Origin of the sequence: Vibrio sp. 3-2(1) (assembly GCF_963887575.1) — a bacterium.
In the GTDB taxonomy this organism is placed as follows: Bacteria; Pseudomonadota; Gammaproteobacteria; order Enterobacterales; family Vibrionaceae; genus Vibrio; species Vibrio anguillarum.
The window spans coordinates 66,009-88,720 of the sequence record NZ_CAWPGB010000055.1 but is presented as its reverse complement, the minus strand read 5'-3'; the positions used below and the strand labels follow the sequence as shown (position 1 = coordinate 88,720).

Genomic DNA, 22,712 nt, shown 5'->3' with positions numbered 1-22,712 from the left:
TAAGAGGATAAGCCATGCCACGTTCTCTCAAGAAAGGTCCATTTATTGACCTACACTTGCTGAAGAAGGTAGAGAAAGCGGTGGAAAGCGGAGACAAAAAGCCTATTAAGACTTGGTCCCGTCGTTCAATGATCATTCCATCAATGATTGGTTTGACCATCGCTGTCCATAATGGTCGTCAGCACGTTCCAGTATTTGTCACTGATGAAATGATCGGTCACAAACTGGGCGAATTCGCACCAACTCGTACTTACCGTGGTCACGCTGCGGATAAGAAAGCTAAGAAGCGCTAAGGAGTAAATGATGGAAGCTATTGCTAAACATAACTTTGCTCGCATTTCTCCTCAGAAAGCTCGCTTAGTTGCAGATCTAATCCGTGGTAAATCTGTGGATCAGGCTCTTGAAATCCTAACTTTCAGCAACAAAAAAGCGGCTGTATTAGTTAAGAAAGTTCTAGAGTCAGCTATCGCTAACGCAGAACACAACGAAGGTGCAGATATCGACGATCTTAATGTCGCTAAAATCTTCGTAGATGAGGGCCCGGTCATGAAGCGTATTATGCCTCGTGCAAAAGGCCGTGCGGATCGTATCTTGAAGCGTTCAAGCCACATCACTGTTGTTGTAGCAGACCGCTAAGAGACTAGGAGAGTAAGCAATGGGTCAGAAAGTACATCCTAATGGTATTCGTCTTGGCATCGTTAAGCCTTGGAATGCTACATGGTTTGCTAACACCAAAGATTTCGCTGACAACCTAGACGGCGACTTCAAGGTACGTCAGTTCCTTACTAAGGAACTTTCAAAAGCGTCTCTATCACGCATCGTTATCGAGCGTCCTGCTAAGAGCATTCGTGTGACTATCCACACTGCTCGCCCAGGCGTTGTTATCGGTAAGAAAGGTGAAGACGTTGAGAAGCTACGCGCAGCTGTAGCTAAAATTGCAGGTGTACCAGCGCAAATTAACATCGCTGAAGTACGTAAGCCTGAGCTAGACGGCCAATTAGTGGCTGATAGCATCGCGTCTCAACTAGAGCGTCGCGTTATGTTCCGTCGTGCTATGAAGCGTGCGGTACAAAATGCTATGCGTCTAGGCGCTAAAGGTATCAAAGTGGAAGTAAGCGGTCGTCTTGGCGGCGCTGAAATTGCACGTTCTGAGTGGTACCGTGAAGGCCGTGTGCCTCTACACACTCTACGTGCTGACATTGATTACGCAACTTCTTCGGCTCACACTCAATACGGTGTGATCGGCGTTAAAGTTTGGATCTTCAAGGGTGAAATCCTTGGTGGTATGCCAGCTGCAAACGCTGTTGAGCCAAAGGCTGACAAGCCTAAGAAGCAGCGTAAAGGCCGTAAGTAAGGAGTCGACTGATGCTACAACCTAAACGCACTAAGTTCCGTAAGGTTCATACTGGTCGCAACCGCGGTCTAGCTAAAGGTACTGACGTAAGCTTCGGTACATTTGGTCTTAAAGCCGTTGGACGTGGTCGTCTAACTGCTCGTCAGATCGAAGCGGCACGTCGTGCAATGACACGTCACGTTAAGCGTCAAGGTAAAATCTGGATCCGTGTGTTCCCAGATAAGCCAATCACTGAAAAACCACTAGAAGTTCGTCAAGGTAAGGGTAAAGGTAACGTTGAGTACTGGGTAGCCCAAATCCAACCTGGTAAGGTTATGTACGAAATGGACGGTGTACCTGAAGAATTGGCACGTGAAGCGTTCCGCCTAGCGGCTCGTAAACTGCCATTCAAAACTACATTCGTAATTAAACAGGTGATGTGATGAAAGCACTAGATCTACGCGCAAAAAGCGCTGAAGAGCTTAACGCTGAGCTACTGAATTTGCTACGTGAACAGTTCAACTTGCGCATGCAAGCTGCAACTGGTCAACTACAGCAAACTCATACTTTGAAAGCTGTACGCCGTGATATCGCACGCGTTAAAACTGTTTTGACTGAGAAGGCAGGCGAATAATGAGCGACAAAATTCGTACTCAACTAGGTCGTGTTATTAGTGACAAGATGGATAAATCTATCACTGTTGCTATCGAGCGCATGGTGAAACACCCAATTTACGGTAAATTCGTAAAGCGTACGACTAAAGTACACGCACATGACGAAAACAACGAGTGTGGCCTAGGCGATACCGTTGAGATTCGTGAGTGTCGTCCTCTGTCTAAGACTAAGTCTTGGACATTGGTTAAAGTTATAGAAAAAGCGAAGATGTAATCATCGTTATTCTATGATTTTAAACGGCTCCAAAGTTTTTTTGGAGCCGTTTATTTTTTGTCTACCCAATCTTAGGAAAGGGTGGTACAATTCGCGTCCCTTTTAAAGAGGCAGCCCGACCCGAGAGGGTCTAGTTTTAATATTTAGCGGAGCACTAACAATGATCCAAATGCAAAGTACACTTGATGCAGCTGATAACTCAGGCGCGCGCAAGGTAATGTGTATTAAGGTTCTGGGTGGCTCTCACCGCCGTTATGCACATATCGGTGACATCATCAAAGTTACAGTGAAGGAAGCAATTCCTCGCGGTAAAGTTAAAAAAGGTGATGTACTGAAGGCGGTGGTAGTTCGCACCCGTAAAGGCGTACGTCGTCCAGACGGTTCTGTCATTCGCTTCGACCGTAATGCTTGCGTATTGTTGAACAATAATACAGAGCAACCTATCGGTACACGTATCTTTGGTCCAGTGACTCGTGAACTTCGCAATGCGAAATTTATGAAAATCGTGTCACTAGCACCTGAAGTTCTGTAAGGAGCGGCACACATGGCAGCTAAAATCCGTCGTAATGACGAAGTAATCGTTCTTGCTGGTAAAGATAAAGGCAAGAAAGGTAAAGTAACTAAGGTTCTCGTAACTGGTAAAGTTATCGTTGAAGGTATCAACCTTGTTAAGAAACACCAAAAGCCGGTTCCGGCTCTAGGTCAACAAGGTGGCATCGTTGAACAAGAAGCAGCTATTGATGCTTCTAACGTTGCAATCTTTAACGCAGCAACTGGTAAAGCGGACCGTATCGGTTTCCGTTTTGAAGACGGCAAAAAAGTTCGTTTCTTCAAATCTAACGGTGAAATCGTTTCTAACTAATTAGAAGTAATTTGGAGTTCTACTATGGCGAAACTGCATGATTACTACAAGTCGTCTGTAGTGACTGAACTGACCAAACAGTTCGGTTACACAAGCGTCATGCAAGTCCCTAGGATTGATAAAATCACCCTAAACATGGGCGTTGGTGAAGCTATCAACGATAAGAAACTATTAGAAAATGCAGCAGCTGATATGGCTACGATCTCTGGTCAAAAACCACTGATCACTAAAGCTCGTAAATCTGTTGCAGGTTTCAAAATTCGTGAAGGCTACCCAATTGGTTGTAAAGTAACCTTGCGTGGCGAACGTATGTGGGATTTTTTAGAGCGTTTAATCTCTATTGCACTTCCACGTGTACGTGACTTCCGTGGTGTTAGCGCTAAGTCTTTTGACGGACGCGGTAACTACAGCATGGGCGTTCGCGAGCAAATCATCTTCCCAGAAATCGACTACGATAAAGTCGATCGTGTACGCGGTCTTGATATCACTATCACGACTTCTGCTGGTACCGATGAGGAAGGCCGTGCTCTGCTGGCTGCCTTTAACTTCCCATTCCGTAAGTAAGGTGAAGGGTTACTGTTATGGCTAAACAATCAATGAAAGCACGTGAAGTAAAACGTGCAAAGCTAGTAGCTAAGTTCGCAGAAAAGCGTGCAATGCTAAAAGCTACCATCAGCGATGTAAACGCATCTGAAGAAGATCGTTGGAACGCAGTTCTTAAACTGCAAGCTCTTCCACGTGATTCAAGTGCTTCACGTCAGCGCAACCGTTGCAACCAAACTGGTCGTCCACACGGTTTCCTACGTAAGTTCGGTCTAAGCCGCATCAAAGTTCGCGAAGCTTGCATGAAAGGCGAGATTCCTGGACTTCGTAAGGCTAGCTGGTAATTGCCACTTAATCATTTGGAGTAAATCTTATGAGCATGCAAGATCCGATTTCGGATATGCTGACCCGCATTCGTAACGGTCAGGCAGCAAATAAAGTTGCTGTAAAAATGCCTTCTTCAAAGCTTAAAGTTGCAATTGCTGCACTGCTAAAAGCTGAAGGTTATATCGCAGATTTCGCTGTTGAAGGCGAAGTAAAACCTGAGCTAGAAGTTACTCTTAAGTACTTCCAAGCTAAACCAGTAATCGAGCAAATCCAACGTGTTTCACGTCCTGGTCTACGCGTTTATAAGAAAAAAGACGCGTTACCAACAGTGATGGGCGGTATGGGTGTTGCTGTGGTGTCCACTTCCAAGGGTCTGATGTCTGACCGTGCTGCTCGCAAAGCAGGTCTTGGCGGTGAAATCATTTGCTACGTAGCGTAAGGAGTAGGATATGTCTCGTGTTGCTAAAGCACCTGTCGCTATTCCAGCTGGCGTAGAGGTGAAACTAAACGGCCAAGAAATCACTGTAAAAGGTGGTAAAGGTGAGCTGACTCGCGTCCTGAATAAAGGCGTAGTTATTGCACAGGAAGAAAACAACCTTACTTTCGGTCCTCGTGAAGGTGTTGCTAACGCTTGGGCACAAGCAGGTACTGCTCGTGCACTAGTAAACAACATGGTTGTTGGTGTTACTGCAGGCTTTACTAAGAAGCTTGTTCTTAAAGGTGTTGGTTACCGTGCTGCTATTAAAGGCAACTCAGTAAGTCTTACTTTAGGCTTCTCACACCCTGTAGAGCATGAACTACCAGCGGGTATCAATGCTGAATGTCCTAGCCAAACTGAAATTGTCCTAACTGGTTGCGATAAGCAAGTAGTGGGTCAAGTTGCGGCTGACATCCGTTCTTACCGTGAGCCAGAACCTTATAAAGGTAAAGGCGTCCGTTACGCAGATGAAAATGTGCGTAGTAAAGAAGCTAAGAAGAAGTAAGGTAACACTATGGATAAGAAAGCATCTCGCATCCGTCGTGCTACACGCGCACGTCGTAAGATTGCTGAACTGGGTGCAACTCGCCTAGTAGTACACCGTACTCCTCGTCACGTGTACGCTCAGGTTATCGCATCAAACGGCTCTGAGGTTATCGCAGCAGCTTCTACTGTAGAAAAAGCGATCCGTGAGCTAGTTAAGAACACCGGTAACGTAGACGCAGCTAAAGCGGTAGGTAAAGCTATTGCAGAACGCGCTCTTGAAAAAGGCGTATCAGCTGTTGCGTTTGATCGTTCTGGTTTCCAATACCACGGTCGAGTAGCGGCGCTAGCAGAATCTGCTCGCGAAGCTGGTCTGAAATTCTAAGGTAGGGTTGGAAGATGGCTAAAGAACAACAACAAGCTAGTGATTTGCAAGAAAAATTAATCGCAGTTAACCGTGTTTCTAAAACGGTTAAAGGTGGTCGAATCATGAGCTTTACTGCACTAACTGTAGTTGGTGACGGTAATGGTCGCGTAGGTTTCGGATACGGCAAAGCTCGTGAAGTACCTGCAGCGATTCAAAAAGCAATGGAAAAAGCGCGTCGTAACATGGTTACTATCGCTCTTAACGAAGGCACTCTTCACCACGCGGTGAAAGGTCGTCACTCGGGCTCTAAAGTTTACATGCAGCCAGCTGCAGAAGGTACAGGTGTTATCGCCGGTGGTGCGATGCGTGCTGTACTAGAAGTTGCCGGTGTACATAACGTACTTGCGAAAGCGTACGGTTCTACTAACCCAATCAACGTTGTTCGTGCAACAGTTGCTGGTCTAGTAGATGTGAAGTCACCAGAAATGGTTGCAGCTAAACGTGGTCTCACTGTTGAAGCGATTTCGGAGTAAGCACCATGGCAACTATTAAAGTAACTCAAACTAAAAGCTCAATTGGTCGTCTACCAAAGCACAAAGCTACTTTGCGTGGTCTAGGCCTTCGTCGTATCAACCATACAGTAGAACTTGAAGATACACCGTGTGTACGCGGTATGATCAACAAGGTTTACTACATGGTTAAAGTTGAGGAGTAATCAGAATGCGTTTGAATACTCTATCACCGGCTGCTGGTTCTAAGCACGCTCCTAAGCGTCTAGGCCGTGGTATCGGTTCTGGCCTTGGTAAAACAGGTGGCCGCGGTCACAAAGGTCAAAAGTCACGTTCTGGCGGTACAGTTCGTCCAGGTTTTGAAGGCGGTCAAATGCCTCTAAAACAACGTCTACCTAAATTCGGTTTCACTTCTCGTAAGAGCCTAGTGTCTGCTGAAATTCGTCTAGCTGAGCTAGCGAAAGTTACGGGTGACGTGGTCGATCTAAACAGCTTGAAAGCAGCTAACCTAATCACTAAGAACATCGAAAATGTTAAAGTTGTTCTTTCTGGTGAGATTAGCAAAGCAGTGACTGTGAAAGGTCTTCGCGTGACTAAAGGCGCTAAAGCTGCAATCGAAGCTGCAGGCGGTAAAATCGAGGAATAATCTCGAGGAACGAGGTACAGATGGCTAAGAAACCAGGACAAGATTTTCGTAGTGCTCAGAGCGGCTTAAGTGAGCTAAAGTCGCGCTTATTATTCGTAATTGGTGCACTTTTAGTATTCCGAGCCGGTTCTTTTGTGCCGATTCCTGGTATTGACGCAGCTGTACTTGCCGATTTGTTCGAACAGCAAAAAGGTACCATCGTTGAAATGTTTAACATGTTCTCCGGTGGTGCTCTTTCGCGTGCATCTATCTTAGCATTGGGCATCATGCCGTATATTTCGGCATCAATTGTTGTCCAATTGCTAACTGTAGTTCATCCAGCGTTAGCCGAACTCAAGAAAGAGGGTGAGGCAGGGCGTCGTAAGATTAGCCAATATACGCGTTATGGCACGCTTGTACTTGCAATATTCCAAGCTATTGGTATCGCAACAGGCTTACCAAACATGGTCAACAATCTGGTTGTTATCGACCAAACCATGTTTACCCTGATTGCTACCGTGAGTTTAGTAACTGGCACCATGTTCTTAATGTGGTTAGGTGAACAAATTACTGAGCGTGGAATAGGAAATGGTATTTCCATTTTGATTTTTGCAGGTATTGTTGCTGGATTGCCTTCGGCAATCGGACAAACGATTGAGCAAGCGCGTCAAGGTGAATTGCATGTGCTTCTTCTGTTGTTAATTGCGGTACTTTCTTTTGCTGTAATTTATTTCGTTGTTTTCATGGAGCGTGGTCAGCGTCGTATTGTCGTTAACTATGCAAAGCGTCAACAAGGTCGTAAAGTGTTTGCAGCGCAAAGTACTCACTTGCCATTGAAAATTAATATGGCGGGTGTAATACCTGCAATTTTTGCATCGAGTATTATTTTGTTCCCAGGAACATTAGCTCAGTGGTTTGGTCAAAATGGTGAGAGCAGCACATTCGGTTGGTTAACTGATGTGTCTTTGGCTCTTAGCCCTGGTCAACCTCTGTACGTTATGCTTTATGCAGCAGCGATTATTTTCTTCTGTTTCTTTTACACAGCGTTGGTGTTTAACCCTCGTGAAACAGCGGATAACTTGAAGAAGTCCGGTGCGTTCGTACCCGGCATCCGCCCAGGTGAGCAGACAGCGAGATACATTGATAAAGTAATGACCAGACTAACCTTAGCGGGTGCTCTCTACATTACCTTTATCTGTCTGATTCCCGAGTTCATGATGGTCGCGTGGAACGTACGTTTCTACTTCGGCGGCACATCACTACTTATCGTAGTGGTTGTGATTATGGACTTTATGGCACAGGTACAGACTCATATGATGTCCCAACAGTATGATTCTGTGTTGAAAAAAGCAAATCTGAAGGGCTACGGCCGTTAATTCAGATTTCACTTACGGAGTTTAGCAATGAAAGTTCGTGCTTCCGTTAAAAAAATCTGTCGTAACTGTAAAGTAATCAAGCGTAACGGCGTCGTTCGCGTGATTTGCAGTGAGCCAAAGCACAAGCAGCGCCAAGGCTAATTAGCAGAAATTTTTACTTGAAATATAAAGGTCGGTCGAGTATATTCCTCGGCCTACCTTTTGTGTGCAAAAGAAGTAGTATGCCGCAGCGTATCCTCGACGGGCTTTGCTGCGGATAATTTCTTATATAAGTACTAGGAGTGAATAGTGGCCCGTATAGCAGGCATTAACATTCCTGATCAGAAGCATGCTGTAATTGCATTAACTGCAATCTACGGCATCGGCAAGACCCGTTCGAAAGCTATCTTAGCTGATTTGGGTATTGCTGAAAGTGTTAAGATCAGTGAACTAACTGAAGAGCAGATCGATCTACTGCGTGATGGTGTAGCTAAATACACTGTAGAGGGTGATCTTCGTCGTGAAGTTTCCATGAACATCAAGCGTCTTATGGACCTTGGCTGTTACCGTGGTCTTCGTCATCGTCGCAGTCTACCACTACGTGGACAGCGTACTAAAACCAACGCTCGTACCCGTAAGGGTCCGCGTAAACCGATCAAGAAATAGTCGGAAGGGTATAGAGTACAATGGCAAAACAACCAACTCGCGCACGTAAGCGTGTACGCAAGCAAGTTGCTGATGGCGTAGCGCACATCCATGCATCTTTCAATAACACAATCGTAACTATCACAGACCGTCAAGGTAATGCTCTAGCTTGGGCAACTGCTGGTGGTTCTGGTTTCCGCGGTTCTCGTAAGTCTACTCCGTTCGCTGCACAGGTTGCTGCTGAGCGTTGTGCTGAAATGGCTAAAGAATACGGCCTTAAGAACCTAGAGGTTATGGTTAAGGGTCCAGGTCCAGGTCGTGAATCAACTGTTCGCGCACTGAACGCTGCTGGTTTCCGTATCACTAACATTGTTGATGCGACACCAATCCCTCATAACGGTTGTCGTCCACCTAAGAAACGCCGCGTATAACGTTTCTAGGAAGATTGGAGAAAGATCATGGCAAGATATTTGGGTCCTAAGCTGAAGCTTAGCCGCCGCGAAGGTACTGACTTGTTCCTTAAGTCAGGCATTCGTGCGATTGATACCAAGTGTAAAATTGACAACGCACCAGGTGTACACGGCGCTCGTCGCGGTCGTCTATCTGAGTACGGTGTTCAGCTTCGTGAGAAGCAAAAAGTTCGTCGTATTTATGGCGTTCTAGAAAAACAATTCCGTAACTACTACAAAGAAGCTGCACGTCTTAAAGGCAATACTGGTGAAAACCTACTTCAGCTTCTTGAAGGTCGTCTTGATAACGTAGTTTACCGCATGGGCTTTGGCGCTACTCGCGCAGAAGCACGTCAGCTAGTAAGCCACAAAGCTATCCTAGTTAACGGTAAAGTTGTAAACGTTCCTTCTTTCAATGTTGCGGTTAACGACGTTGTTGCAATCCGTGAGAAAGCTAAAAAGCAATCTCGCATTAAAGCAGCTCTAGAAGTTGCTGAACAACGCGAAAAACCAACTTGGATTGAAGTAGATGGCGGCCAAATGGAAGGTACATTCAAGCGTATGCCTGAGCGTTCTGACCTGTCAGCTGACATCAACGAACAATTGATCGTCGAGCTTTACTCTAAGTAAGGTTAAACTAAAGAGAGGACACAATGCAGGGTTCTGTAACAGAATTTCTTAAGCCACGTCTTGTTGATATCGAACAGATTAGCACGACACACGCAAAAGTAACTCTTGAGCCGTTAGAGCGTGGTTTCGGCCATACTCTGGGTAATGCACTTCGCCGTATTCTTCTATCTTCAATGCCAGGTTGTGCTGTAACTGAAGTGGAGATTGAAGGCGTACTACACGAGTACAGCACCAAAGAAGGCATTCAAGAAGATATCCTTGAGATCCTTCTGAACCTAAAAGGTTTGGCTGTTCGCGTTGCCGAAGGCAAAGATGAAGTGTTCATTACGCTGAACAAATCAGGCTCGGGCCCTGTTGTTGCAGGTGACATCACCCATGATGGTGATGTAGAGATCACTAACCCTGAGCACGTGATTTGTCATCTAACGGATGACAACGCTGAGATCGCTATGCGTATCAAAGTAGAACGTGGTCGTGGTTATGTTCCAGCTTCAGCTCGTATCCATACTGAAGAAGATGAGCGTCCAATCGGTCGTCTACTTGTAGATGCTACTTACAGCCCAGTAGACAAAATTGCCTACTCTGTGGAAGCCGCTCGCGTAGAACAACGTACTGATTTAGATAAGCTCGTTATCGATATGGAAACGAACGGTACTCTAGAACCTGAGGAAGCAATCCGTCGTGCAGCAACTATTCTTGCTGAACAATTGGATGCGTTCGTAGATCTTCGTGATGTACGTGTACCTGAGGAGAAGGAAGAGAAGCCAGAATTCGATCCAATCCTACTGCGTCCTGTAGACGATCTTGAACTAACAGTTCGCTCTGCTAACTGTTTGAAAGCAGAAGCGATTCACTACATCGGTGATCTAGTACAGCGCACTGAGGTTGAGCTACTTAAAACGCCAAACCTTGGTAAGAAATCTCTTACAGAGATTAAAGACGTGCTTGCATCACGTGGTCTATCTTTGGGCATGCGCCTAGAGAACTGGCCGCCAGCGTCTATCGCTGAAGATTAATCGATACTAGTTAGAAGGATTAGGTCATGCGCCATCGTAAGAGTGGTCGTCAACTCAACCGCAACAGCAGTCATCGCAAAGCGATGTTCAGCAACATGGCTAGCTCTCTAGTACGTCATGAAGTTATCAAGACTACTTTGCCAAAAGCAAAAGAGCTACGTCGCGTCGTTGAGCCTTTGATTACACTAGCTAAGACTGACAGTGTTGCAAACCGTCGTCTAGCATTTGCTCGCACTCGTGATAACGAAGTTGTGGCAAAACTATTTAACGAACTAGGTCCACGTTTTGCAGCTCGCCAAGGCGGCTACACACGTATCCTAAAGTGCGGTTTCCGTACTGGTGATAAAGCTCCAATGGCATACATTGAGCTTGTCGATCGCCCAGAAGTAGCTGTAGAAGCTGCTGCTGAGTAATCAGTTCGTATAATTAAAAAAGCCGAGTAGTAATACTCGGCTTTTTTGTATGCGTAGATTTTATCTTTGAACACGGGCTAACCAGATAAGTATGCGTAGTGTCGTTTTTGATAGATGCTAAGTAAGAAATACTAATAAAAAAGGTCAGCGAATGCCAACCTTCTCACTATCAATTCTATTTATAGAATATCGAGTAGCTCTACTTCAAATACTAGAGCTGCAAAAGGAGGAATTGCAGCGCCAGCGCCACGCTCACCGTAGGCAAGATCTTGTGGAATATAGAGTTTCCATTTTGAACCCACAGGCATCAGTTGTAGTGCTTCTACCCAACCTTTGATTACACCTGTTACTGGGAATTCAGCTGGTTGACCGCGAGATACAGAGCTATCAAATACTGTACCGTCAGTCAATTCACCGTGGTAATGAACACGGACTTGCTTGTCAGATGTCGGGATATCCCCCGTACCTTCTGTAAGAATTTCGTACTGTAGACCAGATTCAAGAACGGTCACTTCAGGGCGTAGTGCGTTATCTGTTAAGAATACTTCACCGTCGGCTGCGGCTGCTTTGGCAGCTTCTTGGCGTAGAGATTCTGCACGCATGTGCAACTCTTGCAGTGCATTATTGATTTCATCAATTTCAATTGATGGCATGTCGCCTACTAATGCGGTTGCGATACCTGCGGCGATTGCGTCAACGTTAAGTCCTTCTAGACCACTACCCGCAAGTTGTTGGCCCATTTGTAGACCGATACCGTAGCTTGCTTTTTGCTCTACAGTGTCAAATTTTACTTCAGACATAAACAGTCACTCTTTTTATGTAAATAAACAAGTGCCAAAGGATATCAGTTTCAAGCATGGGATGAAATGCTAATGGAAAATATCCAATATTGAACCTTCAGGTTGTGACAAATCGCAGATCCCAAAGAAAAATGTTCAAGATTGTGTCAACGTTTACGTTATCGCCACCTTGGCTCTATACTGATCCCTCTTGAGTTTTTATACTGTAGCTCGACAGAAAAGGAGACGGGTTAAGATGAATCGTCGTCACAAGAAGAAACCGCAAACTGATTATTTAGCGTTTATCCAGCAGAAGTGGCATGCATTCGATTGGCGTGGCCTTATTTTACGTGTTCGCACAGTTTGGCTGGCGCTGCCTAAGCTTCACCAGCGCGCTTTATTAGCGATCGTTCCAGTAGTGTGTTTGCTCATTATTATTCCTTTTCCTGAGCGAACAGAGCCGGCCGCTCTACCGAAAAGTAATGAGCGTGTGGAAATCAGCATTAATACGGTTGGGTTGAGTGAACAAAAAACGCCTCAACAAACCGATCGTAAATCTGAGTTCTGGCGAGAGTACACGGTTAAGAACGGGGACACTTTGTCGCAGGTTTTTCGGGCAAATGATTTACCGATGTCTGATCTTAATGCCTTAGTCAAAATTGAAGGCAGTGACAAACCGCTCAGCCAAATTACCCAAGGCCAATTAGTTCGCTTCAAACTCGCGGCTGATGGGCAGCTCGATATCCTACAACTTGAGAAAAACGATCAATCAGTGATGTTTTTCAGGCGCTCAGATGGCGGATTTGGCCGTAGTAAATAACACGCTTTGATCAAGGGGGTTACTTACTTGCTGAGCTGCATGTCGATATGCGGGATATCATCTTCTAGATACATCGCCGACGTTTGTTGAAAACCATAACTTTGATAGAAGCTAGCAAGATAGTGCTGTGCACCAATTTCAATATCTTGATTGGGCCACAGCTTCTGGCATTCGGCTAATGCTTGCTGCATTAATTGGTGTCCAAGGCCATTTCCTCTCGCTTCTTTCTGGGTTGCAATGCGACCAATGCTGACACTTGGGTAGCTGATCCCCGCAGGGAGTAAGCGCGCGCAGGCAACAATCTGCTGATCCTGTTCACCAATTAAATGAAAAACACCCGGCTGGATATCTTTATTATCCAATTCAGGGTAAGGACAGGTTTGTTCGACCACAAAGACATCGACGCGGAGTTTAAGTAGCGCATAAAGTTGATGAGTGGTTAATTGTGAGAATGAAAGACAGTGCCAAGTAATCATCGTAGTGCTCCTTTAAAAATGGATGTCGTTACTCTATCAAGCTTAAGTGCATGATTCATTAACAAAGGTTAAGAGTGAGCTACAAACTTGATGAATGATAAATAAAGATTCACTAGCCACACGAGGTTAAATAACGATAATAGGCGTTTAATTTTCGTCTAACGAAAGGACGGTCTCTTGAGTAATCTCTCTTTTTCAACGGTAAATCTACAACCAGAACTTCTTTCTAACCTCGATACTTTGGGATACACCAAGATGACGCCGATTCAGGCGTTAAGCTTGCCAACCATTTTGGCGGGTAAGGATGTGATTGGCCAAGGAAAAACAGGCTCAGGAAAAACAGCAGCGTTTGGTTTAGGCGTATTATCTAACCTCAACGTTAAGCGTTTTCGCGTTCAAGCTTTGGTGCTATGCCCAACGCGGGAGTTAGCCGATCAAGTCGCAACGGATATTCGCACACTCGGCCGCGCCATTCATAATATTAAAGTGCTCACCTTGTGTGGTGGCATGCCAATGGGGCCACAAATTGGTTCGTTAGAGCACGGCGCACACATTTTGGTTGGTACTCCGGGGCGTATTCTTGACCATTTAGACAAAGGTCGTATCGATCTTTCTGAACTCAATACGTTAGTGCTTGATGAAGCGGACCGAATGCTCGAAATGGGTTTCCAAGAAGCGCTGGATGCGATCATCAATGAAACGCCAACCAGCCGTCAAACATTGCTGTTTAGTGCTACGTTCCCCAATCAAATCAAACAAATTGCGCAGCGGATTATGCGTGAGCCTGAAATGGTCAAAGTTGAATCCACCCATGATACGTCCAGCATTCAGCAATATTTTTATAAAGTAGAGGGTACAGAGGCGCGTGATCGCGCGTTAGAACTGCTGCTTTTACACCATCAGCCTGAATCTGCCGTGGTGTTCTGTAATACAAAGAAAGAAGTACAAAGTGTTGCTGAAGATCTACATCACAAGGGCTTTAGTGTGGTGGAACTGCATGGTGATTTAGAGCAGCGTGACCGTGACCAAGCTTTGGTGCAGTTTGCTAATAAAAGTATCTCCATTTTAGTTGCAACCGATGTGGCGGCACGTGGCCTTGATGTCGATAACTTAGATGCGGTATTTAACTTTGAGTTATCACGTGATCCTGAAGTGCACGTGCACCGCATTGGGCGTACTGGCCGAGCGGGCAGTAAAGGTTTAGCCTTTAGCTTCTTCAGTGACAGTGAAATGCACCGAGTGGCGATGATTGATGAATATATGGATATGCCCATCGAACCTGCTAAATTGCCTGATGCCAGTGCGTTAAACAACGCGCCTTATCAAGCCAATATGGTCACTATCCAGATTGATGGCGGTAAAAAGCAGAAAGTACGCCCGGGAGATATTCTAGGGGCCTTGACCAGTAACGACGGTATTGACGGTCAATATGTCGGTAAAATTAACATGTTACCGATGCGCAGCTACGTTGCAGTCCATAAATCGGTGGCGAAAAAAGCACTGAAGAAAATGGAAAGCGGTAAGATGAAAGGACGCCAATTTAGAGCACGCCTTCTAAAATAAGCCCCTTCATTTAGAATTAAAGCCAGCGAACAACTCGCTGGCTTTTGCGTTTATGAGGGCTTTGAACTGAAAGGTGTCGAATCCAAATAAGCGCTGGCCTGCTCTTTACCCATGTATTTTGCCAGTGTATGCAGCGGAACTTGTTTCAAGTTCACCACAATTAAGCCATCTAACGCATTGTTAAACGCGGGGTCGACATTAAAACAGACGAGCTTGCCATTCATCCCTAAATATTGGCGCAGCAATACAGGAAGGCCCTTGCCATTTTCCATTTTTGCTAACACTTTCGACAGCAGAGAAATGCTTGCCAAAGAGGAGAGCAAGTTGGTTTGCCAAAATGTGTTCCCATTGCTCCGTAGTGGAGTGGAAGGTGAAACCAAGGTTGCCTTTTCATGATCATAATGATGAATAGAGAGTGTGGCGGCCATTAATTGTCGCGCGGAGTGGCTGTAATCGTTGCTAATGCTTACTGGGCCAAACAAGTGCGTGTATTGTGGATGACGCGCGACAAACGCAGCAATACCTTTCCACAGCATTAACAGTGAGTTGAGGTTGCGCTGGTATTTCGAGGAAACCACCGAGCGGCCTAGCTCAATACTGGTATCGAGTGTGTTGATGAAGGCTTCATCATACTGAAATAAGCTACGGGAATAGAGCCCTGCTAACCCTTGCTTCGCTATCAGTTCATCCACTAACCCCAATCGATAAGCTCCAACAATTTGACGGTCTTTCTTGTGCCAAACAAAGAGTTGGTAGTAATGGCGATCATACTCATCAAGATCACAAGCTAAGCCGCTTCCTTCACCTACGGCGCGAAAACTCTCTTCACGAATTCGACCAATCTCTTGCAGTATGTGGGGCAACTGCTCGCTTGCGGCGCAATAGACAATCCAATCACCTTGCTCTAAGAGCTTGCTTTCGCTTGGCAGCGCGGCGAGATCTTGCTCGAGTTTCTCTACAATAAGCGCATCAATAATAGGAAGGGGCGATGTTACTAATTCTGGTGAGGATGGCGTTGCAGTGGGTGCTGCACTCATTAAATAGGTATTGAGACGCAGATAATGAACAATGTCCCGTTCTTGTTCAAATGCTTTTACTTCGGAATAGGGGATGGGATTGCCGATGGAAATTTCAATGTTGTGCGCCTGCTTATTCAGTAGCTCGCGGCCGAGCAATGCCGTTCGCAGTAATGGATGAATTCGCCCCGCTTGATAAAACAGAGTGCTATTTTTACCATTAATAAAGATCGGGACGGTGGTGGCTTGGGCGCGTTTAACAAATTTGGCGACGGATTGACTCCATTCGATATCCGACAGTGTTTGCGATCCTTTAGGGTAAGTAGATACCTCACCAGCGGGGAAGATAATCAATAAGCCACCTTGAGCCAAATGAAGGTTCGCATCTCGAATGGCTTGCGCATTGGTGCTGCGAGCACTTTTACTATTGAACACATCGACACCGATAAAGAGTTCACTAATTTCAGGCAGGCGCTTTAGCAACTGATTCGCCAGCACTTTAATATCGGTGCGTACTGAACCAATTAAATCGGCTAATATCACCCCTTCAATTGCGCCCAGCGGGTGGTTAGCGACGATCACCACTGGGCCTGTTTGTGGAATGTTATCGATGCTGCCCAAAGCAAGGCGATATTCGATATTGAGTGCCGCTAGCGTGTAGCGCATAAACTCAAAGCAAGAGGGTTTGGCAGGACGCTGCTGATACAGTTTATCCAGTGTTGCAAGCCCAGAGGCCCATTCAACAATTGATTCTGCGACGCCAAATGGAGTGTGTCGTGGTAAACGAAAAGGACTGGCTAGCATAATTACACTCCTTTATTCAGCCACTGGTGCAATAAACCATCACCGTTTTTGAGATCTCGTCGCACCAAAAAAGCCGCACACAACCAAACAAGACAAGCCATCGCAAATAGCAGGCCGCTATCATTGCCGACCACTTCTCCTACTTGGTTAAACTCTGGCATCACAATGCCAAGAGGCGTAAATAAATGAAAGAAAATCGCACCACTCATAATGCCGACGCTCATCAGTGCACCAAGGCCATGCCAGCGGCTAAACAGCAAAATAGAGGCTATCAGTTCAGCCGTTCCGATTAAATACCCGCCATACACAGCAAACCAACCGAGGCCAGACCACGCACCTAAGGTGCCAAAAATATAGTTGGTTTCGTAAGAGCCGGAAAACTTAAAGACAAGCGATTGAATAAAAACAAACGCAATCAAGAGTGAGGGGAGATGCTGGCTAGCTTTAAACGTCATGGTGTGGCTCCTACTACTTAATTAAATTGGGCCAATTTTTATCGGCTTGTTGGATGTGCACCGCTTGGTTGGCATCCCATAATGTTTTGATCTTTTTGTCGTAATTGAGATAGAGCTTGCCGTCGACAATCGCCCATTGATTAGGATCTCCCGGAGCAAAATCGTTCTTTTCAGAGACGGCCCAAGCGCAGTAGCCGCCATATTGCGGCGCATATTGGTTAGGGTTATTCAGAAACAGTTCAAGGTTCTCTTTTGAAGAAAAATACCACTGCGCATTTTTATAAAGGGTCGAAAAATCGGAGGAGCCTTTTACTGGCTCTCCTTCGGTGAAGTAGGCGACGGTGTCATAGCCACTCAGCGCTTTATTGCTCAGAAAACTGGTGTAAATTTCATCCTCAGCGAGGCTCACGCTGCTGACAAACAGCAGTAATAGTCCTAGTAAACGTTTCATTGTTGATTCCTCATAAATTGGCGACCCAAGGCGTGATTTTGTCGATCTCATCGCGCTGCTGGTGGAGTGATGTCTCACTGATCTGTAAGCAAGGTGAACCTGAGATATAGGTCATGTACTGCTGCTGTTGTGTGACGCGTAAATAGGTAAAGCTAACGGTGTGCGCATCTTGACGATGCATACAGGGTGCCCAATGTGGATGGGCGACATGGTGGTGGGCGTGAAACTTTAGTCGCTGTTGCACACTATCTTCCTCAGCGATTAAAGCTTGATAGAGCTGCGAGCGGTAGTGTTGCACCTGTTCTAAATCGACACTGGATGAAAATAGAGGCGATTGCGTCACCGCGATTTGGCTCTGTTCACCATTCCACGCCAGAGCCATTACATTGCCTTGTACATCAGTTAAATTAGGGTCGAAAGCAAGCAAAGTGAATGGTGCAAATTGCTGAAGATTAAGCTGTGTAAACGCTTGGATAACCTTCTCGACACTGACTTGACTGGATAAATGCTTAAGCAATTGACCGCGGCTCACTAAGCGTTCGGCATCGGCTCCTTGGGGGGGGTTACCTTGGTAATTATTGAGCAAGCACAAAGCCAAACCGCATTCATTAAGGCTGATCCAACTGCCTCCACCGGCAGGATCAATCGGCATCAACACTTCAACACCAGCTTGCGTGTATTGTTTAGGTGGCAACGCTAATGGGCGGTTTTTTTGTTCATCACGGTTAAAAAACAGATGATAGCCGTGTTTGTCGAGTAACCAAGAAACTGAGCACATGTTATTGCCCCCGAATGAAGGAGGCCGTGGCTGGCGCTAAGCCGAAAGCGGCATCGGTTTCTACATGCAGCAAATGAGCAACCACTTTAGCCATCGCAAAATGGTGCTGTGCATGCAAAGTGGCGAAGCTTAACTCTCGCTCCCATGTTGATGAGAGAGAGCACACTTGCGTTTCCTGCAATGAGGTTTCAACAAGTACCGTAACGGATTTTTGGAGTGAGGCCGAGCACTGCGTTAACCACTGAATTAAATACTCAATTTCGGCCAAGGCCGCAGCACGGGACGTCTCAACGAGGTGGCCCCGGCGGCGTTGGTTGTAATCAATAGTGCTAGTTGAGTTAGCCAGCGCATGAAACAGATCCAACCAATGACGAAAATGTTGCCCCACTGAACTGGCAACAATTGGCGTGGCTAAGTGGGTGTAGTGCCTATCTTCTAACTGTTCGAGAAATAGGTGCGCTTGTTCCAGTGTTTCAATGCCGCCTTGGATCACGGGGGCATGATTAGGCTGCGATGCGCTTTGTTGTGAACTTGTGATGATTGCAAACATATTTCTATCCCTATGATTGTTCTTATGGATAAGGTTAATCCGTGCTTGGGTAGTGTTCGGTTAAGGCCTTTTCTTTGCGCCAAGCGTTCAGCAGTTCAGCCATTTTGGGTGTTTGATGGCCTAACTTTCGCTGCTGCGCGCCAATGTCGAATAAGATTCGGTACTGCCTAAGTAAGGTTGAGAAGATCTCACGCAGCGGTGTTTCTCTATCCCAAATATGAGCGGCTTCACTGCTTGCGCCATTGATTTCCAAAATCGTGAACTGTTCTCCAGCCATCAATTGGTGAATATTGGCAAACTTGATATCGAGCCGCCCATAGTGAAACCCGTCAACGTTGTTAAAAATCTCATCCAGCTTGTTGGTGAGAGCGCGAGTAATGTAACGGTTACCATTGCGGAAAATCGATCCGCGACTATGGCTGCCCGCAAAGGCGAGTTGAAACTCCTGCCCTGCTTCAAGAACCCAATCGAGCTTCTCAAGGTGGCGAGGAAAATAGAGATGAGGGAGTTGCCCTGCGCGTGGGCAGCGTTCAATTAACTGCTTTAAAGTGTGAATGCCATCCCCAGTGACAAACGGGGCATACTTAAGTGTGATGGAAATAATGTTGCCTTGAGCCTCACCGGGATAGCGCACATAAAATACGCCAGCTTCAGCCTGATACGGCGCTTTTTGTTGCAGTAAAAAACGGGCATTAATCGGAAATGATTGAATGTAGTCACTCAGTTGCTGTTCATTTTGCAACAGTTTGACGCCAACGCCGCGGCAGCCTAAATCTGGTTTAGCGACAAGAGGGAAATCCAACGATGCTTGTTGCATTGCAGACAGAGCCTGTGCTGTTTGCTGCTGAGCGGTTTGATGGCTTTTCGTTCGGGTGATAAAGGGCGATATCCACTGCTGAGCGTATTCACCGGCTAGATTAAGAATGTCGTGTTTTGACTCTCCAACCATGCCGCTGAGCTTGATGCCGGGGTTTGCAATTAAGGGTAAGCCCCAGTTGCCATAACGCAGCCCTTGCAGCAGGCTTTGAATCACCACCGGAGTGTAGAAAAACCAACTGGGCAGAAATTCATAAGGAGAAATGCTGCGTTTGGTGTCTTGCTCTAAAAGCGGCATACCCGCGTTGATTTTGCCATGTGCAATGCAAGGTATTTCTAATTTGGCGTTCATGACAATCCTTTAGAAAATGATTTGTTGAGAAGACGATTAGTGAGCATTAATAGCCCAATCGCGATAGGAATAATGATCCATTGATAATGAGAGGGCTGTTGCCAAACCTGACTCCCTAGGTAATAAAGCGTTGAAAAAACGATCAGTGTCCACAGTGCTGTGGCCGTCAGTACGGAGCACAGAAATAGCGCCAACGGAATAGAAAAAAAACCGCTCAAAGTAAAGCCCACCGTTCTTAGGCCGGGGACAAAGCGAATAATAAACAGATTTAAAAAAGTATGATGGTGCAGCTTGCGACGGACGGTTCGAAAATGTTTATTGGTCAGCGCTTGATAACGAAGCGGACGAACGCGTTGTGCCACTTGGCCTAAGTAATACAAACCGAGATCGCCACTAACAATGCCGACAAAAATAGCCAACAACGCCAAGCCGGGGGGCATGAGATTTTGCAAAGCCAGTGTGGCGGCGGTGACAATAGCGACATCCTCTAACAAATAGGAAAGCAAAATTACGCCGATGAATAGTAAAGTCAGTGAATGACTTTCGGCTGTTAGAAAGGTTTGAATGTCGATAGCAAGCCCCACACTTCCTCCTTAGCAAATTATGATCAAGTATAGAATAAGGCGCTGATTGCGCTTTTATTCTCATTACGAGGACAAAGACCTGCCAAAGAATAGAAAAATTGCATATTTGATGATTTTTTATAATTAAATTTAATCAAACTAATGTTTGAAAATTAAACAGAGGTTGTAACGAGCCTTAAATGAAGTGTGGATAGTCAAGAACCATCAAGATCAGAGTTAGGGTTGTCGAGCGGGAAATAAAAAACGCAGCGAAAGGCTGCGTTTGTGAGGTGAAAGCGCCTTAATTCATTGGCCTCTTTCAATCGATTTGAGTGGGGGTTTATTGGGTAAGGTCAATCTTGTAAACCGCAAAACCAACTTCATCGTTTTCCACCAAAGTCATTGGGTATTGGCCTTTCTCTTTGATGAACTGTGCTGCTTTCTCGCTTGGAGAGGTTTCAAAACGAATATCTAATGCAGTATTGGTTTTAATCGGGGCAAACGACCAGTTGTTATCAGCACTTGGCGTAACTTGACCTTTTTCTTTACTCACATGAGAGATGTAGTTGGCGACGGCCGTGCGGTTTTCGTCGGGTGAGTCAAAGGCAACAAATTGTGCGCCTGTGCCTGCAAATTTATTGCTATAAGCGCGGTAGTTATTGGTGGCGACAATAAAGGTCTGTTTTACATCGATAGGTTTACCTTGATAAGTTAAGCCTACAATGCGCTCAGCATCTTTATTCGCCACTTTACAATCACCATCGTATTTGGCGGGTTGAGTCACATCGATTTGGTAATTCACCCCATCCATCACATCAAAGTTATACGTGCGGAAATCAGCCCAATTGATCAAGGATTGTGGTTGAGTGCTGTGCGGATCAATCTGATTAAACTGCCCCGCGCTGCATTCCAACCATTCCTTCACTTCTTTACCCGTCATTTTCAGCGCGACTAATGTATTAGGGTAAAGATAGAGATCTGCTGCGTTACGAAATGTCAGTTGGCCAGCTTCGACTTCGGTGAAACCGGCAGGATCATCTTTACGGCCACCAACTTTGAAAGGGGCTGCGGCCGATAACACCGGTAAACCATCAAGATCAGGGTCGCCTTGAATAAAGCGTTCCACATAATCTTTTTGTGCAAGGTTAACGATTTGCACGGTTGGGTCATCTTGTACCAAGGCTAAAAAGCTGTACATCACATCATTCGCTTGGCCAATCGGTTGATTCACGAAATCTCGCGTGCCTTTGTGGTCTGACTCTAAGGCTTTCACTATGCCTGTATCGGCTGCTGCCAGTGATTTCTTATTGGCTTTATCGAAGATTGGGCGAGCTTGGGATTGACCATTCACGACTGACCATTGGCCATCTTTGCTTTGCAAAGTCAGATCCATCACACCAACATGGCTACCCCAGCGCCCCGGCATGACAGCGGTTACGCCATTAATGGTGCCTTTAGTTACATCTGCTCCTGGCAGTTTGGCAAAATCTTGGCTAGGGAATACCGCGTGAGAGTGACCAAAAGCAATCGCGTCAATGCCTTCTACTTGGGTGAGGTAGTAAACCGAGTTTTCTGCACCAACGGAATATGGGTTAGCTGAGACACCAGAGTGCGGGATTGCCACGATCACATCGGCACCCTCTTTTTTCATCTGCGGGATCAGCTCCTCGGCTGTTTGCTTGATGTCTTTGGCAAACACTTTGCCATCCAGGTTTTTCTTATCCCACACCATGATTTGTGGTGGGACAAAACCAATGTAACCCACTTTAATTTGGTGCTCTTTGCCATCGGTATCTTTGAACGTGTGCGTTTTAATGAGATAGGGATTGAAGAGGTGTTTGCCCGTTTGTTGGTCATAGACGTTGGCATTGACATACGGGAATGCGGCGTCGTTAATACTCTCCTTTAAAAAGGACAAACCGTAGTTAAATTCATGATTACCAATGTTACCCACATCGTAGCCGAGCTGATTCATCGCTTTGTAAACTGGGTGAACCTCACCAACCTTGATGCCTTTGGCGGCCATATAGTCGCCCATTGGGCTACCTTGGAGTAAATCACCGTTATCGACCAAAATGCTGTTTTCGACTTCGCTGCGCGCTTGCTTCACTAACGTCGCCGCACGGGATAAACCAATCTGGTTCGATGGCTTGTCTTTGTAGTAATCGTAATCCATCACATTGGTGTGAATATCGGTCGTTTCGACGATACGCAGTTTAATGGTGTCCGCCATTGCTGGGCCAGCCATTGCTAACATACCGCTCAAAATCGCGATGGAGAGAGGTTTCACTGCCACTTTCATTGTGTACTCCAGTTAGGGGTAGGGAACAAATAACTCGTCTAATGTAACAAAATCTTATGAAACG

At 45.9% G+C, this 22,712-nt stretch carries 35 protein-coding genes; 25 read left to right on the top strand and 10 right to left on the bottom strand.

What is annotated here, in order from left to right; translation table 11 throughout:
- Nucleotides 1-14: 14 nt before the first annotated feature.
- The 23 genes from rpsS (at nt 15) to rplQ (ending at nt 10,923) form a co-directional block, all read left to right on the top strand.
- Entirely contained in the window at nt 15-293 is a 279-nt protein-coding gene (gene rpsS / locus AACQ79_RS14795; RefSeq protein WP_010318762.1) for a 30S ribosomal protein S19, read from the top strand.
- Nucleotides 294-303: 10 nt separating this feature from the next.
- Nucleotides 304-636: a 50S ribosomal protein L22 gene (gene rplV / locus AACQ79_RS14790; protein WP_026027327.1), complete on the top strand. Its 333-nt coding sequence runs from the start codon at nt 304-306 to the stop codon at nt 634-636.
- A gap of 19 nt (nt 637-655) precedes the next feature.
- A complete protein-coding gene (rpsC, locus tag AACQ79_RS14785) occupies nt 656-1,354 on the top strand; it encodes a 30S ribosomal protein S3 (RefSeq protein WP_010318764.1) in 699 nt (232 codons plus the stop codon).
- Between the two features lie 11 nt (nt 1,355-1,365).
- Nucleotides 1,366-1,776, top strand: coding sequence for a 50S ribosomal protein L16 (rplP, locus tag AACQ79_RS14780; protein WP_010318765.1), 411 nt, complete (start codon nt 1,366-1,368; stop codon nt 1,774-1,776).
- The gene (gene rpmC / locus AACQ79_RS14775; protein ID WP_010318766.1) at nt 1,776-1,967 is read left to right on the top strand and encodes a 50S ribosomal protein L29; all 192 of its coding nucleotides are present in this window, start codon (nt 1,776-1,778) and stop codon (nt 1,965-1,967) included. Before rplP ends, rpmC begins: the two co-directional genes overlap by 1 nt.
- The gene (rpsQ, locus tag AACQ79_RS14770; RefSeq protein WP_013855925.1) at nt 1,967-2,221 is read left to right on the top strand and encodes a 30S ribosomal protein S17; all 255 of its coding nucleotides are present in this window, start codon (nt 1,967-1,969) and stop codon (nt 2,219-2,221) included. Before rpmC ends, rpsQ begins: the two co-directional genes overlap by 1 nt.
- A 160-nt stretch (nt 2,222-2,381) precedes the next feature.
- Nucleotides 2,382-2,753, top strand: a complete 372-nt coding sequence (gene rplN, locus AACQ79_RS14765; RefSeq protein WP_010318768.1) for a 50S ribosomal protein L14 — start codon at nt 2,382-2,384, stop codon at nt 2,751-2,753.
- A gap of 12 nt (nt 2,754-2,765) precedes the next feature.
- Complete coding sequence (rplX, locus tag AACQ79_RS14760; protein ID WP_010318769.1) at nt 2,766-3,083, top strand: 50S ribosomal protein L24; 318 nt, start codon at nt 2,766-2,768, stop codon at nt 3,081-3,083.
- A 24-nt stretch (nt 3,084-3,107) separates the two neighbouring features.
- Entirely contained in the window at nt 3,108-3,647 is a 540-nt protein-coding gene (rplE, locus tag AACQ79_RS14755; protein ID WP_010318770.1) for a 50S ribosomal protein L5, read from the top strand.
- 17 nt (nt 3,648-3,664) lie between these two features.
- The gene (gene rpsN / locus AACQ79_RS14750) at nt 3,665-3,970 is read left to right on the top strand and encodes a 30S ribosomal protein S14 (protein WP_010318771.1); all 306 of its coding nucleotides are present in this window, start codon (nt 3,665-3,667) and stop codon (nt 3,968-3,970) included.
- A gap of 29 nt (nt 3,971-3,999) precedes the next feature.
- Nucleotides 4,000-4,392 carry a 30S ribosomal protein S8 gene (gene rpsH / locus AACQ79_RS14745; RefSeq protein ID WP_010318772.1) on the top strand — a complete coding sequence of 131 codons (393 nt, stop codon included), beginning with the start codon at nt 4,000-4,002 and terminating at the stop codon, nt 4,390-4,392.
- A gap of 10 nt (nt 4,393-4,402) precedes the next feature.
- Complete coding sequence (rplF, locus tag AACQ79_RS14740; protein ID WP_010318773.1) at nt 4,403-4,936, top strand: 50S ribosomal protein L6; 534 nt, start codon at nt 4,403-4,405, stop codon at nt 4,934-4,936.
- 9 nt (nt 4,937-4,945) lie between these two features.
- Nucleotides 4,946-5,299 carry a 50S ribosomal protein L18 gene (gene rplR / locus AACQ79_RS14735; protein WP_013855926.1) on the top strand — a complete coding sequence of 118 codons (354 nt, stop codon included), beginning with the start codon at nt 4,946-4,948 and terminating at the stop codon, nt 5,297-5,299.
- Between the two features lie 14 nt (nt 5,300-5,313).
- Nucleotides 5,314-5,814, top strand: a complete 501-nt coding sequence (rpsE, locus tag AACQ79_RS14730; RefSeq protein WP_010318775.1) for a 30S ribosomal protein S5 — start codon at nt 5,314-5,316, stop codon at nt 5,812-5,814.
- Between the two features lie 5 nt (nt 5,815-5,819).
- Nucleotides 5,820-5,996 (top strand): 50S ribosomal protein L30, encoded by a 177-nt coding sequence (gene rpmD, locus AACQ79_RS14725; RefSeq protein ID WP_004398455.1) that lies wholly within the window; start codon nt 5,820-5,822, stop codon nt 5,994-5,996.
- A gap of 5 nt (nt 5,997-6,001) precedes the next feature.
- A complete protein-coding gene (gene rplO, locus AACQ79_RS14720; RefSeq protein ID WP_010318777.1) occupies nt 6,002-6,436 on the top strand; it encodes a 50S ribosomal protein L15 in 435 nt (144 codons plus the stop codon).
- Between the two features lie 20 nt (nt 6,437-6,456).
- On the top strand, nt 6,457-7,791 hold the full coding sequence (gene secY / locus AACQ79_RS14715; protein ID WP_017046739.1) for a preprotein translocase subunit SecY: 1,335 nt from the start codon (nt 6,457-6,459) through the stop codon (nt 7,789-7,791).
- A 27-nt stretch (nt 7,792-7,818) separates the two neighbouring features.
- Complete coding sequence (gene rpmJ, locus AACQ79_RS14710) at nt 7,819-7,932, top strand: 50S ribosomal protein L36 (RefSeq protein ID WP_000868186.1); 114 nt, start codon at nt 7,819-7,821, stop codon at nt 7,930-7,932.
- A 147-nt stretch (nt 7,933-8,079) separates the two neighbouring features.
- Nucleotides 8,080-8,436: a 30S ribosomal protein S13 gene (gene rpsM, locus AACQ79_RS14705; protein WP_010318779.1), complete on the top strand. Its 357-nt coding sequence runs from the start codon at nt 8,080-8,082 to the stop codon at nt 8,434-8,436.
- Between the two features lie 20 nt (nt 8,437-8,456).
- A complete protein-coding gene (rpsK, locus tag AACQ79_RS14700) occupies nt 8,457-8,846 on the top strand; it encodes a 30S ribosomal protein S11 (RefSeq protein ID WP_001118870.1) in 390 nt (129 codons plus the stop codon).
- Between the two features lie 27 nt (nt 8,847-8,873).
- On the top strand, nt 8,874-9,494 hold the full coding sequence (gene rpsD / locus AACQ79_RS14695) for a 30S ribosomal protein S4 (RefSeq protein ID WP_013855928.1): 621 nt from the start codon (nt 8,874-8,876) through the stop codon (nt 9,492-9,494).
- Nucleotides 9,495-9,517: 23 nt separating this feature from the next.
- Nucleotides 9,518-10,510 (top strand): DNA-directed RNA polymerase subunit alpha, encoded by a 993-nt coding sequence (locus AACQ79_RS14690; protein ID WP_010318781.1) that lies wholly within the window; start codon nt 9,518-9,520, stop codon nt 10,508-10,510.
- A 26-nt stretch (nt 10,511-10,536) separates the two neighbouring features.
- Nucleotides 10,537-10,923 (top strand): 50S ribosomal protein L17, encoded by a 387-nt coding sequence (gene rplQ / locus AACQ79_RS14685; protein ID WP_017042856.1) that lies wholly within the window; start codon nt 10,537-10,539, stop codon nt 10,921-10,923.
- A gap of 179 nt (nt 10,924-11,102) precedes the next feature.
- Here the strand turns inward: rplQ and AACQ79_RS14680 are convergent, their stop codons facing one another.
- Nucleotides 11,103-11,723: an FKBP-type peptidyl-prolyl cis-trans isomerase gene (locus tag AACQ79_RS14680; RefSeq protein ID WP_010318783.1), complete on the bottom strand. Its 621-nt coding sequence runs from the start codon at nt 11,721-11,723 to the stop codon at nt 11,103-11,105.
- Between the two features lie 235 nt (nt 11,724-11,958).
- Between AACQ79_RS14680 and AACQ79_RS14675 the strand changes: the two genes are divergently transcribed.
- On the top strand, nt 11,959-12,522 hold the full coding sequence (locus AACQ79_RS14675) for a LysM-like peptidoglycan-binding domain-containing protein (RefSeq protein WP_170899309.1): 564 nt from the start codon (nt 11,959-11,961) through the stop codon (nt 12,520-12,522).
- 23 nt (nt 12,523-12,545) lie between these two features.
- Here the strand turns inward: AACQ79_RS14675 and AACQ79_RS14670 are convergent, their stop codons facing one another.
- Entirely contained in the window at nt 12,546-12,998 is a 453-nt protein-coding gene (locus tag AACQ79_RS14670) for a GNAT family N-acetyltransferase (RefSeq protein ID WP_013855931.1), read from the bottom strand.
- A 177-nt stretch (nt 12,999-13,175) separates the two neighbouring features.
- Here AACQ79_RS14670 and dbpA point away from each other — a divergent pair, with 177 nt between their 5' ends.
- Nucleotides 13,176-14,561: an ATP-dependent RNA helicase DbpA gene (gene dbpA / locus AACQ79_RS14665; RefSeq protein ID WP_017042859.1), complete on the top strand. Its 1,386-nt coding sequence runs from the start codon at nt 13,176-13,178 to the stop codon at nt 14,559-14,561.
- Nucleotides 14,562-14,611: 50 nt separating this feature from the next.
- Here the strand turns inward: dbpA and AACQ79_RS14660 are convergent, their stop codons facing one another.
- From AACQ79_RS14660 to cpdB, 8 genes are all read right to left on the bottom strand, one after another.
- The gene (locus AACQ79_RS14660; RefSeq protein WP_088729170.1) at nt 14,612-16,381 is read right to left on the bottom strand and encodes a lysophospholipid acyltransferase family protein; all 1,770 of its coding nucleotides are present in this window, start codon (nt 16,379-16,381) and stop codon (nt 14,612-14,614) included.
- Between the two features lie 2 nt (nt 16,382-16,383).
- Complete coding sequence (locus tag AACQ79_RS14655) at nt 16,384-16,836, bottom strand: hypothetical protein (RefSeq protein ID WP_013855934.1); 453 nt, start codon at nt 16,834-16,836, stop codon at nt 16,384-16,386.
- A gap of 13 nt (nt 16,837-16,849) precedes the next feature.
- Nucleotides 16,850-17,287 (bottom strand): YHS domain-containing (seleno)protein, encoded by a 438-nt coding sequence (locus AACQ79_RS14650; RefSeq protein ID WP_017042861.1) that lies wholly within the window; start codon nt 17,285-17,287, stop codon nt 16,850-16,852.
- 10 nt (nt 17,288-17,297) lie between these two features.
- The gene (locus AACQ79_RS14645) at nt 17,298-18,065 is read right to left on the bottom strand and encodes an NRDE family protein (RefSeq protein ID WP_170899308.1); all 768 of its coding nucleotides are present in this window, start codon (nt 18,063-18,065) and stop codon (nt 17,298-17,300) included.
- 1 nt (nt 18,066) lies between these two features.
- Nucleotides 18,067-18,615, bottom strand: a complete 549-nt coding sequence (locus tag AACQ79_RS14640; protein WP_170899307.1) for a hypothetical protein — start codon at nt 18,613-18,615, stop codon at nt 18,067-18,069.
- A 34-nt stretch (nt 18,616-18,649) separates the two neighbouring features.
- Nucleotides 18,650-19,783: a D-alanine--D-alanine ligase gene (locus AACQ79_RS14635; protein WP_088721324.1), complete on the bottom strand. Its 1,134-nt coding sequence runs from the start codon at nt 19,781-19,783 to the stop codon at nt 18,650-18,652.
- Nucleotides 19,780-20,367 carry a VTT domain-containing protein gene (locus tag AACQ79_RS14630; protein WP_170899306.1) on the bottom strand — a complete coding sequence of 196 codons (588 nt, stop codon included), beginning with the start codon at nt 20,365-20,367 and terminating at the stop codon, nt 19,780-19,782. The genes AACQ79_RS14635 and AACQ79_RS14630 overlap by 4 nt, the downstream gene beginning before the upstream one ends.
- A 319-nt stretch (nt 20,368-20,686) precedes the next feature.
- A complete protein-coding gene (cpdB, locus tag AACQ79_RS14625; RefSeq protein ID WP_170899305.1) occupies nt 20,687-22,648 on the bottom strand; it encodes a 2',3'-cyclic-nucleotide 2'-phosphodiesterase in 1,962 nt (653 codons plus the stop codon).
- Nucleotides 22,649-22,712 lie beyond the last annotated feature (64 nt).

Bases quoted from the DNA above. Each gene is read 5' to 3' on its own strand.
- rpsN (WP_010318771.1), top strand. From the start codon at position 3,665: ATGGCTAAACAATCAATGAAAGCACGTGAAGTAAAACGTGCAAAGCTA.
- AACQ79_RS14640 (WP_170899307.1), bottom strand. From the start codon at position 18,615: ATGTTTGCAATCATCACAAGTTCACAACAAAGCGCATCGCAGCCTAAT.
- rplF (WP_010318773.1), top strand. From the start codon at position 4,403: ATGTCTCGTGTTGCTAAAGCACCTGTCGCTATTCCAGCTGGCGTAGAG.
- AACQ79_RS14645 (WP_170899308.1), bottom strand. From the start codon at position 18,065: ATGTGCTCAGTTTCTTGGTTACTCGACAAACACGGCTATCATCTGTTT.
- rpsH (WP_010318772.1), top strand. From the start codon at position 4,000: ATGAGCATGCAAGATCCGATTTCGGATATGCTGACCCGCATTCGTAAC.
- rplV (WP_026027327.1), top strand. From the start codon at position 304: ATGGAAGCTATTGCTAAACATAACTTTGCTCGCATTTCTCCTCAGAAA.
- AACQ79_RS14635 (WP_088721324.1), bottom strand. From the start codon at position 19,783: ATGAACGCCAAATTAGAAATACCTTGCATTGCACATGGCAAAATCAAC.
- rpsE (WP_010318775.1), top strand. From the start codon at position 5,314: ATGGCTAAAGAACAACAACAAGCTAGTGATTTGCAAGAAAAATTAATC.
- rpsC (WP_010318764.1), top strand. From the start codon at position 656: ATGGGTCAGAAAGTACATCCTAATGGTATTCGTCTTGGCATCGTTAAG.
- rplR (WP_013855926.1), top strand. From the start codon at position 4,946: ATGGATAAGAAAGCATCTCGCATCCGTCGTGCTACACGCGCACGTCGT.
- rpmD (WP_004398455.1), top strand. From the start codon at position 5,820: ATGGCAACTATTAAAGTAACTCAAACTAAAAGCTCAATTGGTCGTCTA.
- AACQ79_RS14680 (WP_010318783.1), bottom strand. From the start codon at position 11,723: ATGTCTGAAGTAAAATTTGACACTGTAGAGCAAAAAGCAAGCTACGGT.
- rpsD (WP_013855928.1), top strand. From the start codon at position 8,874: ATGGCAAGATATTTGGGTCCTAAGCTGAAGCTTAGCCGCCGCGAAGGT.
- AACQ79_RS14690 (WP_010318781.1), top strand. From the start codon at position 9,518: ATGCAGGGTTCTGTAACAGAATTTCTTAAGCCACGTCTTGTTGATATC.
- cpdB (WP_170899305.1), bottom strand. From the start codon at position 22,648: ATGAAAGTGGCAGTGAAACCTCTCTCCATCGCGATTTTGAGCGGTATG.
- rplQ (WP_017042856.1), top strand. From the start codon at position 10,537: ATGCGCCATCGTAAGAGTGGTCGTCAACTCAACCGCAACAGCAGTCAT.
- AACQ79_RS14660 (WP_088729170.1), bottom strand. From the start codon at position 16,381: ATGCTAGCCAGTCCTTTTCGTTTACCACGACACACTCCATTTGGCGTC.
- rplN (WP_010318768.1), top strand. From the start codon at position 2,382: ATGATCCAAATGCAAAGTACACTTGATGCAGCTGATAACTCAGGCGCG.
- rpsK (WP_001118870.1), top strand. From the start codon at position 8,457: ATGGCAAAACAACCAACTCGCGCACGTAAGCGTGTACGCAAGCAAGTT.
- AACQ79_RS14670 (WP_013855931.1), bottom strand. From the start codon at position 12,998: ATGATTACTTGGCACTGTCTTTCATTCTCACAATTAACCACTCATCAA.
- AACQ79_RS14650 (WP_017042861.1), bottom strand. From the start codon at position 17,287: ATGAAACGTTTACTAGGACTATTACTGCTGTTTGTCAGCAGCGTGAGC.
- rpmJ (WP_000868186.1), top strand. From the start codon at position 7,819: ATGAAAGTTCGTGCTTCCGTTAAAAAAATCTGTCGTAACTGTAAAGTA.
- rplO (WP_010318777.1), top strand. From the start codon at position 6,002: ATGCGTTTGAATACTCTATCACCGGCTGCTGGTTCTAAGCACGCTCCT.
- rpmC (WP_010318766.1), top strand. From the start codon at position 1,776: ATGAAAGCACTAGATCTACGCGCAAAAAGCGCTGAAGAGCTTAACGCT.
- rpsS (WP_010318762.1), top strand. From the start codon at position 15: ATGCCACGTTCTCTCAAGAAAGGTCCATTTATTGACCTACACTTGCTG.
- rplP (WP_010318765.1), top strand. From the start codon at position 1,366: ATGCTACAACCTAAACGCACTAAGTTCCGTAAGGTTCATACTGGTCGC.
- rpsQ (WP_013855925.1), top strand. From the start codon at position 1,967: ATGAGCGACAAAATTCGTACTCAACTAGGTCGTGTTATTAGTGACAAG.
- secY (WP_017046739.1), top strand. From the start codon at position 6,457: ATGGCTAAGAAACCAGGACAAGATTTTCGTAGTGCTCAGAGCGGCTTA.
- rplX (WP_010318769.1), top strand. From the start codon at position 2,766: ATGGCAGCTAAAATCCGTCGTAATGACGAAGTAATCGTTCTTGCTGGT.
- AACQ79_RS14655 (WP_013855934.1), bottom strand. From the start codon at position 16,836: ATGACGTTTAAAGCTAGCCAGCATCTCCCCTCACTCTTGATTGCGTTT.
- AACQ79_RS14675 (WP_170899309.1), top strand. From the start codon at position 11,959: ATGAATCGTCGTCACAAGAAGAAACCGCAAACTGATTATTTAGCGTTT.
- rplE (WP_010318770.1), top strand. From the start codon at position 3,108: ATGGCGAAACTGCATGATTACTACAAGTCGTCTGTAGTGACTGAACTG.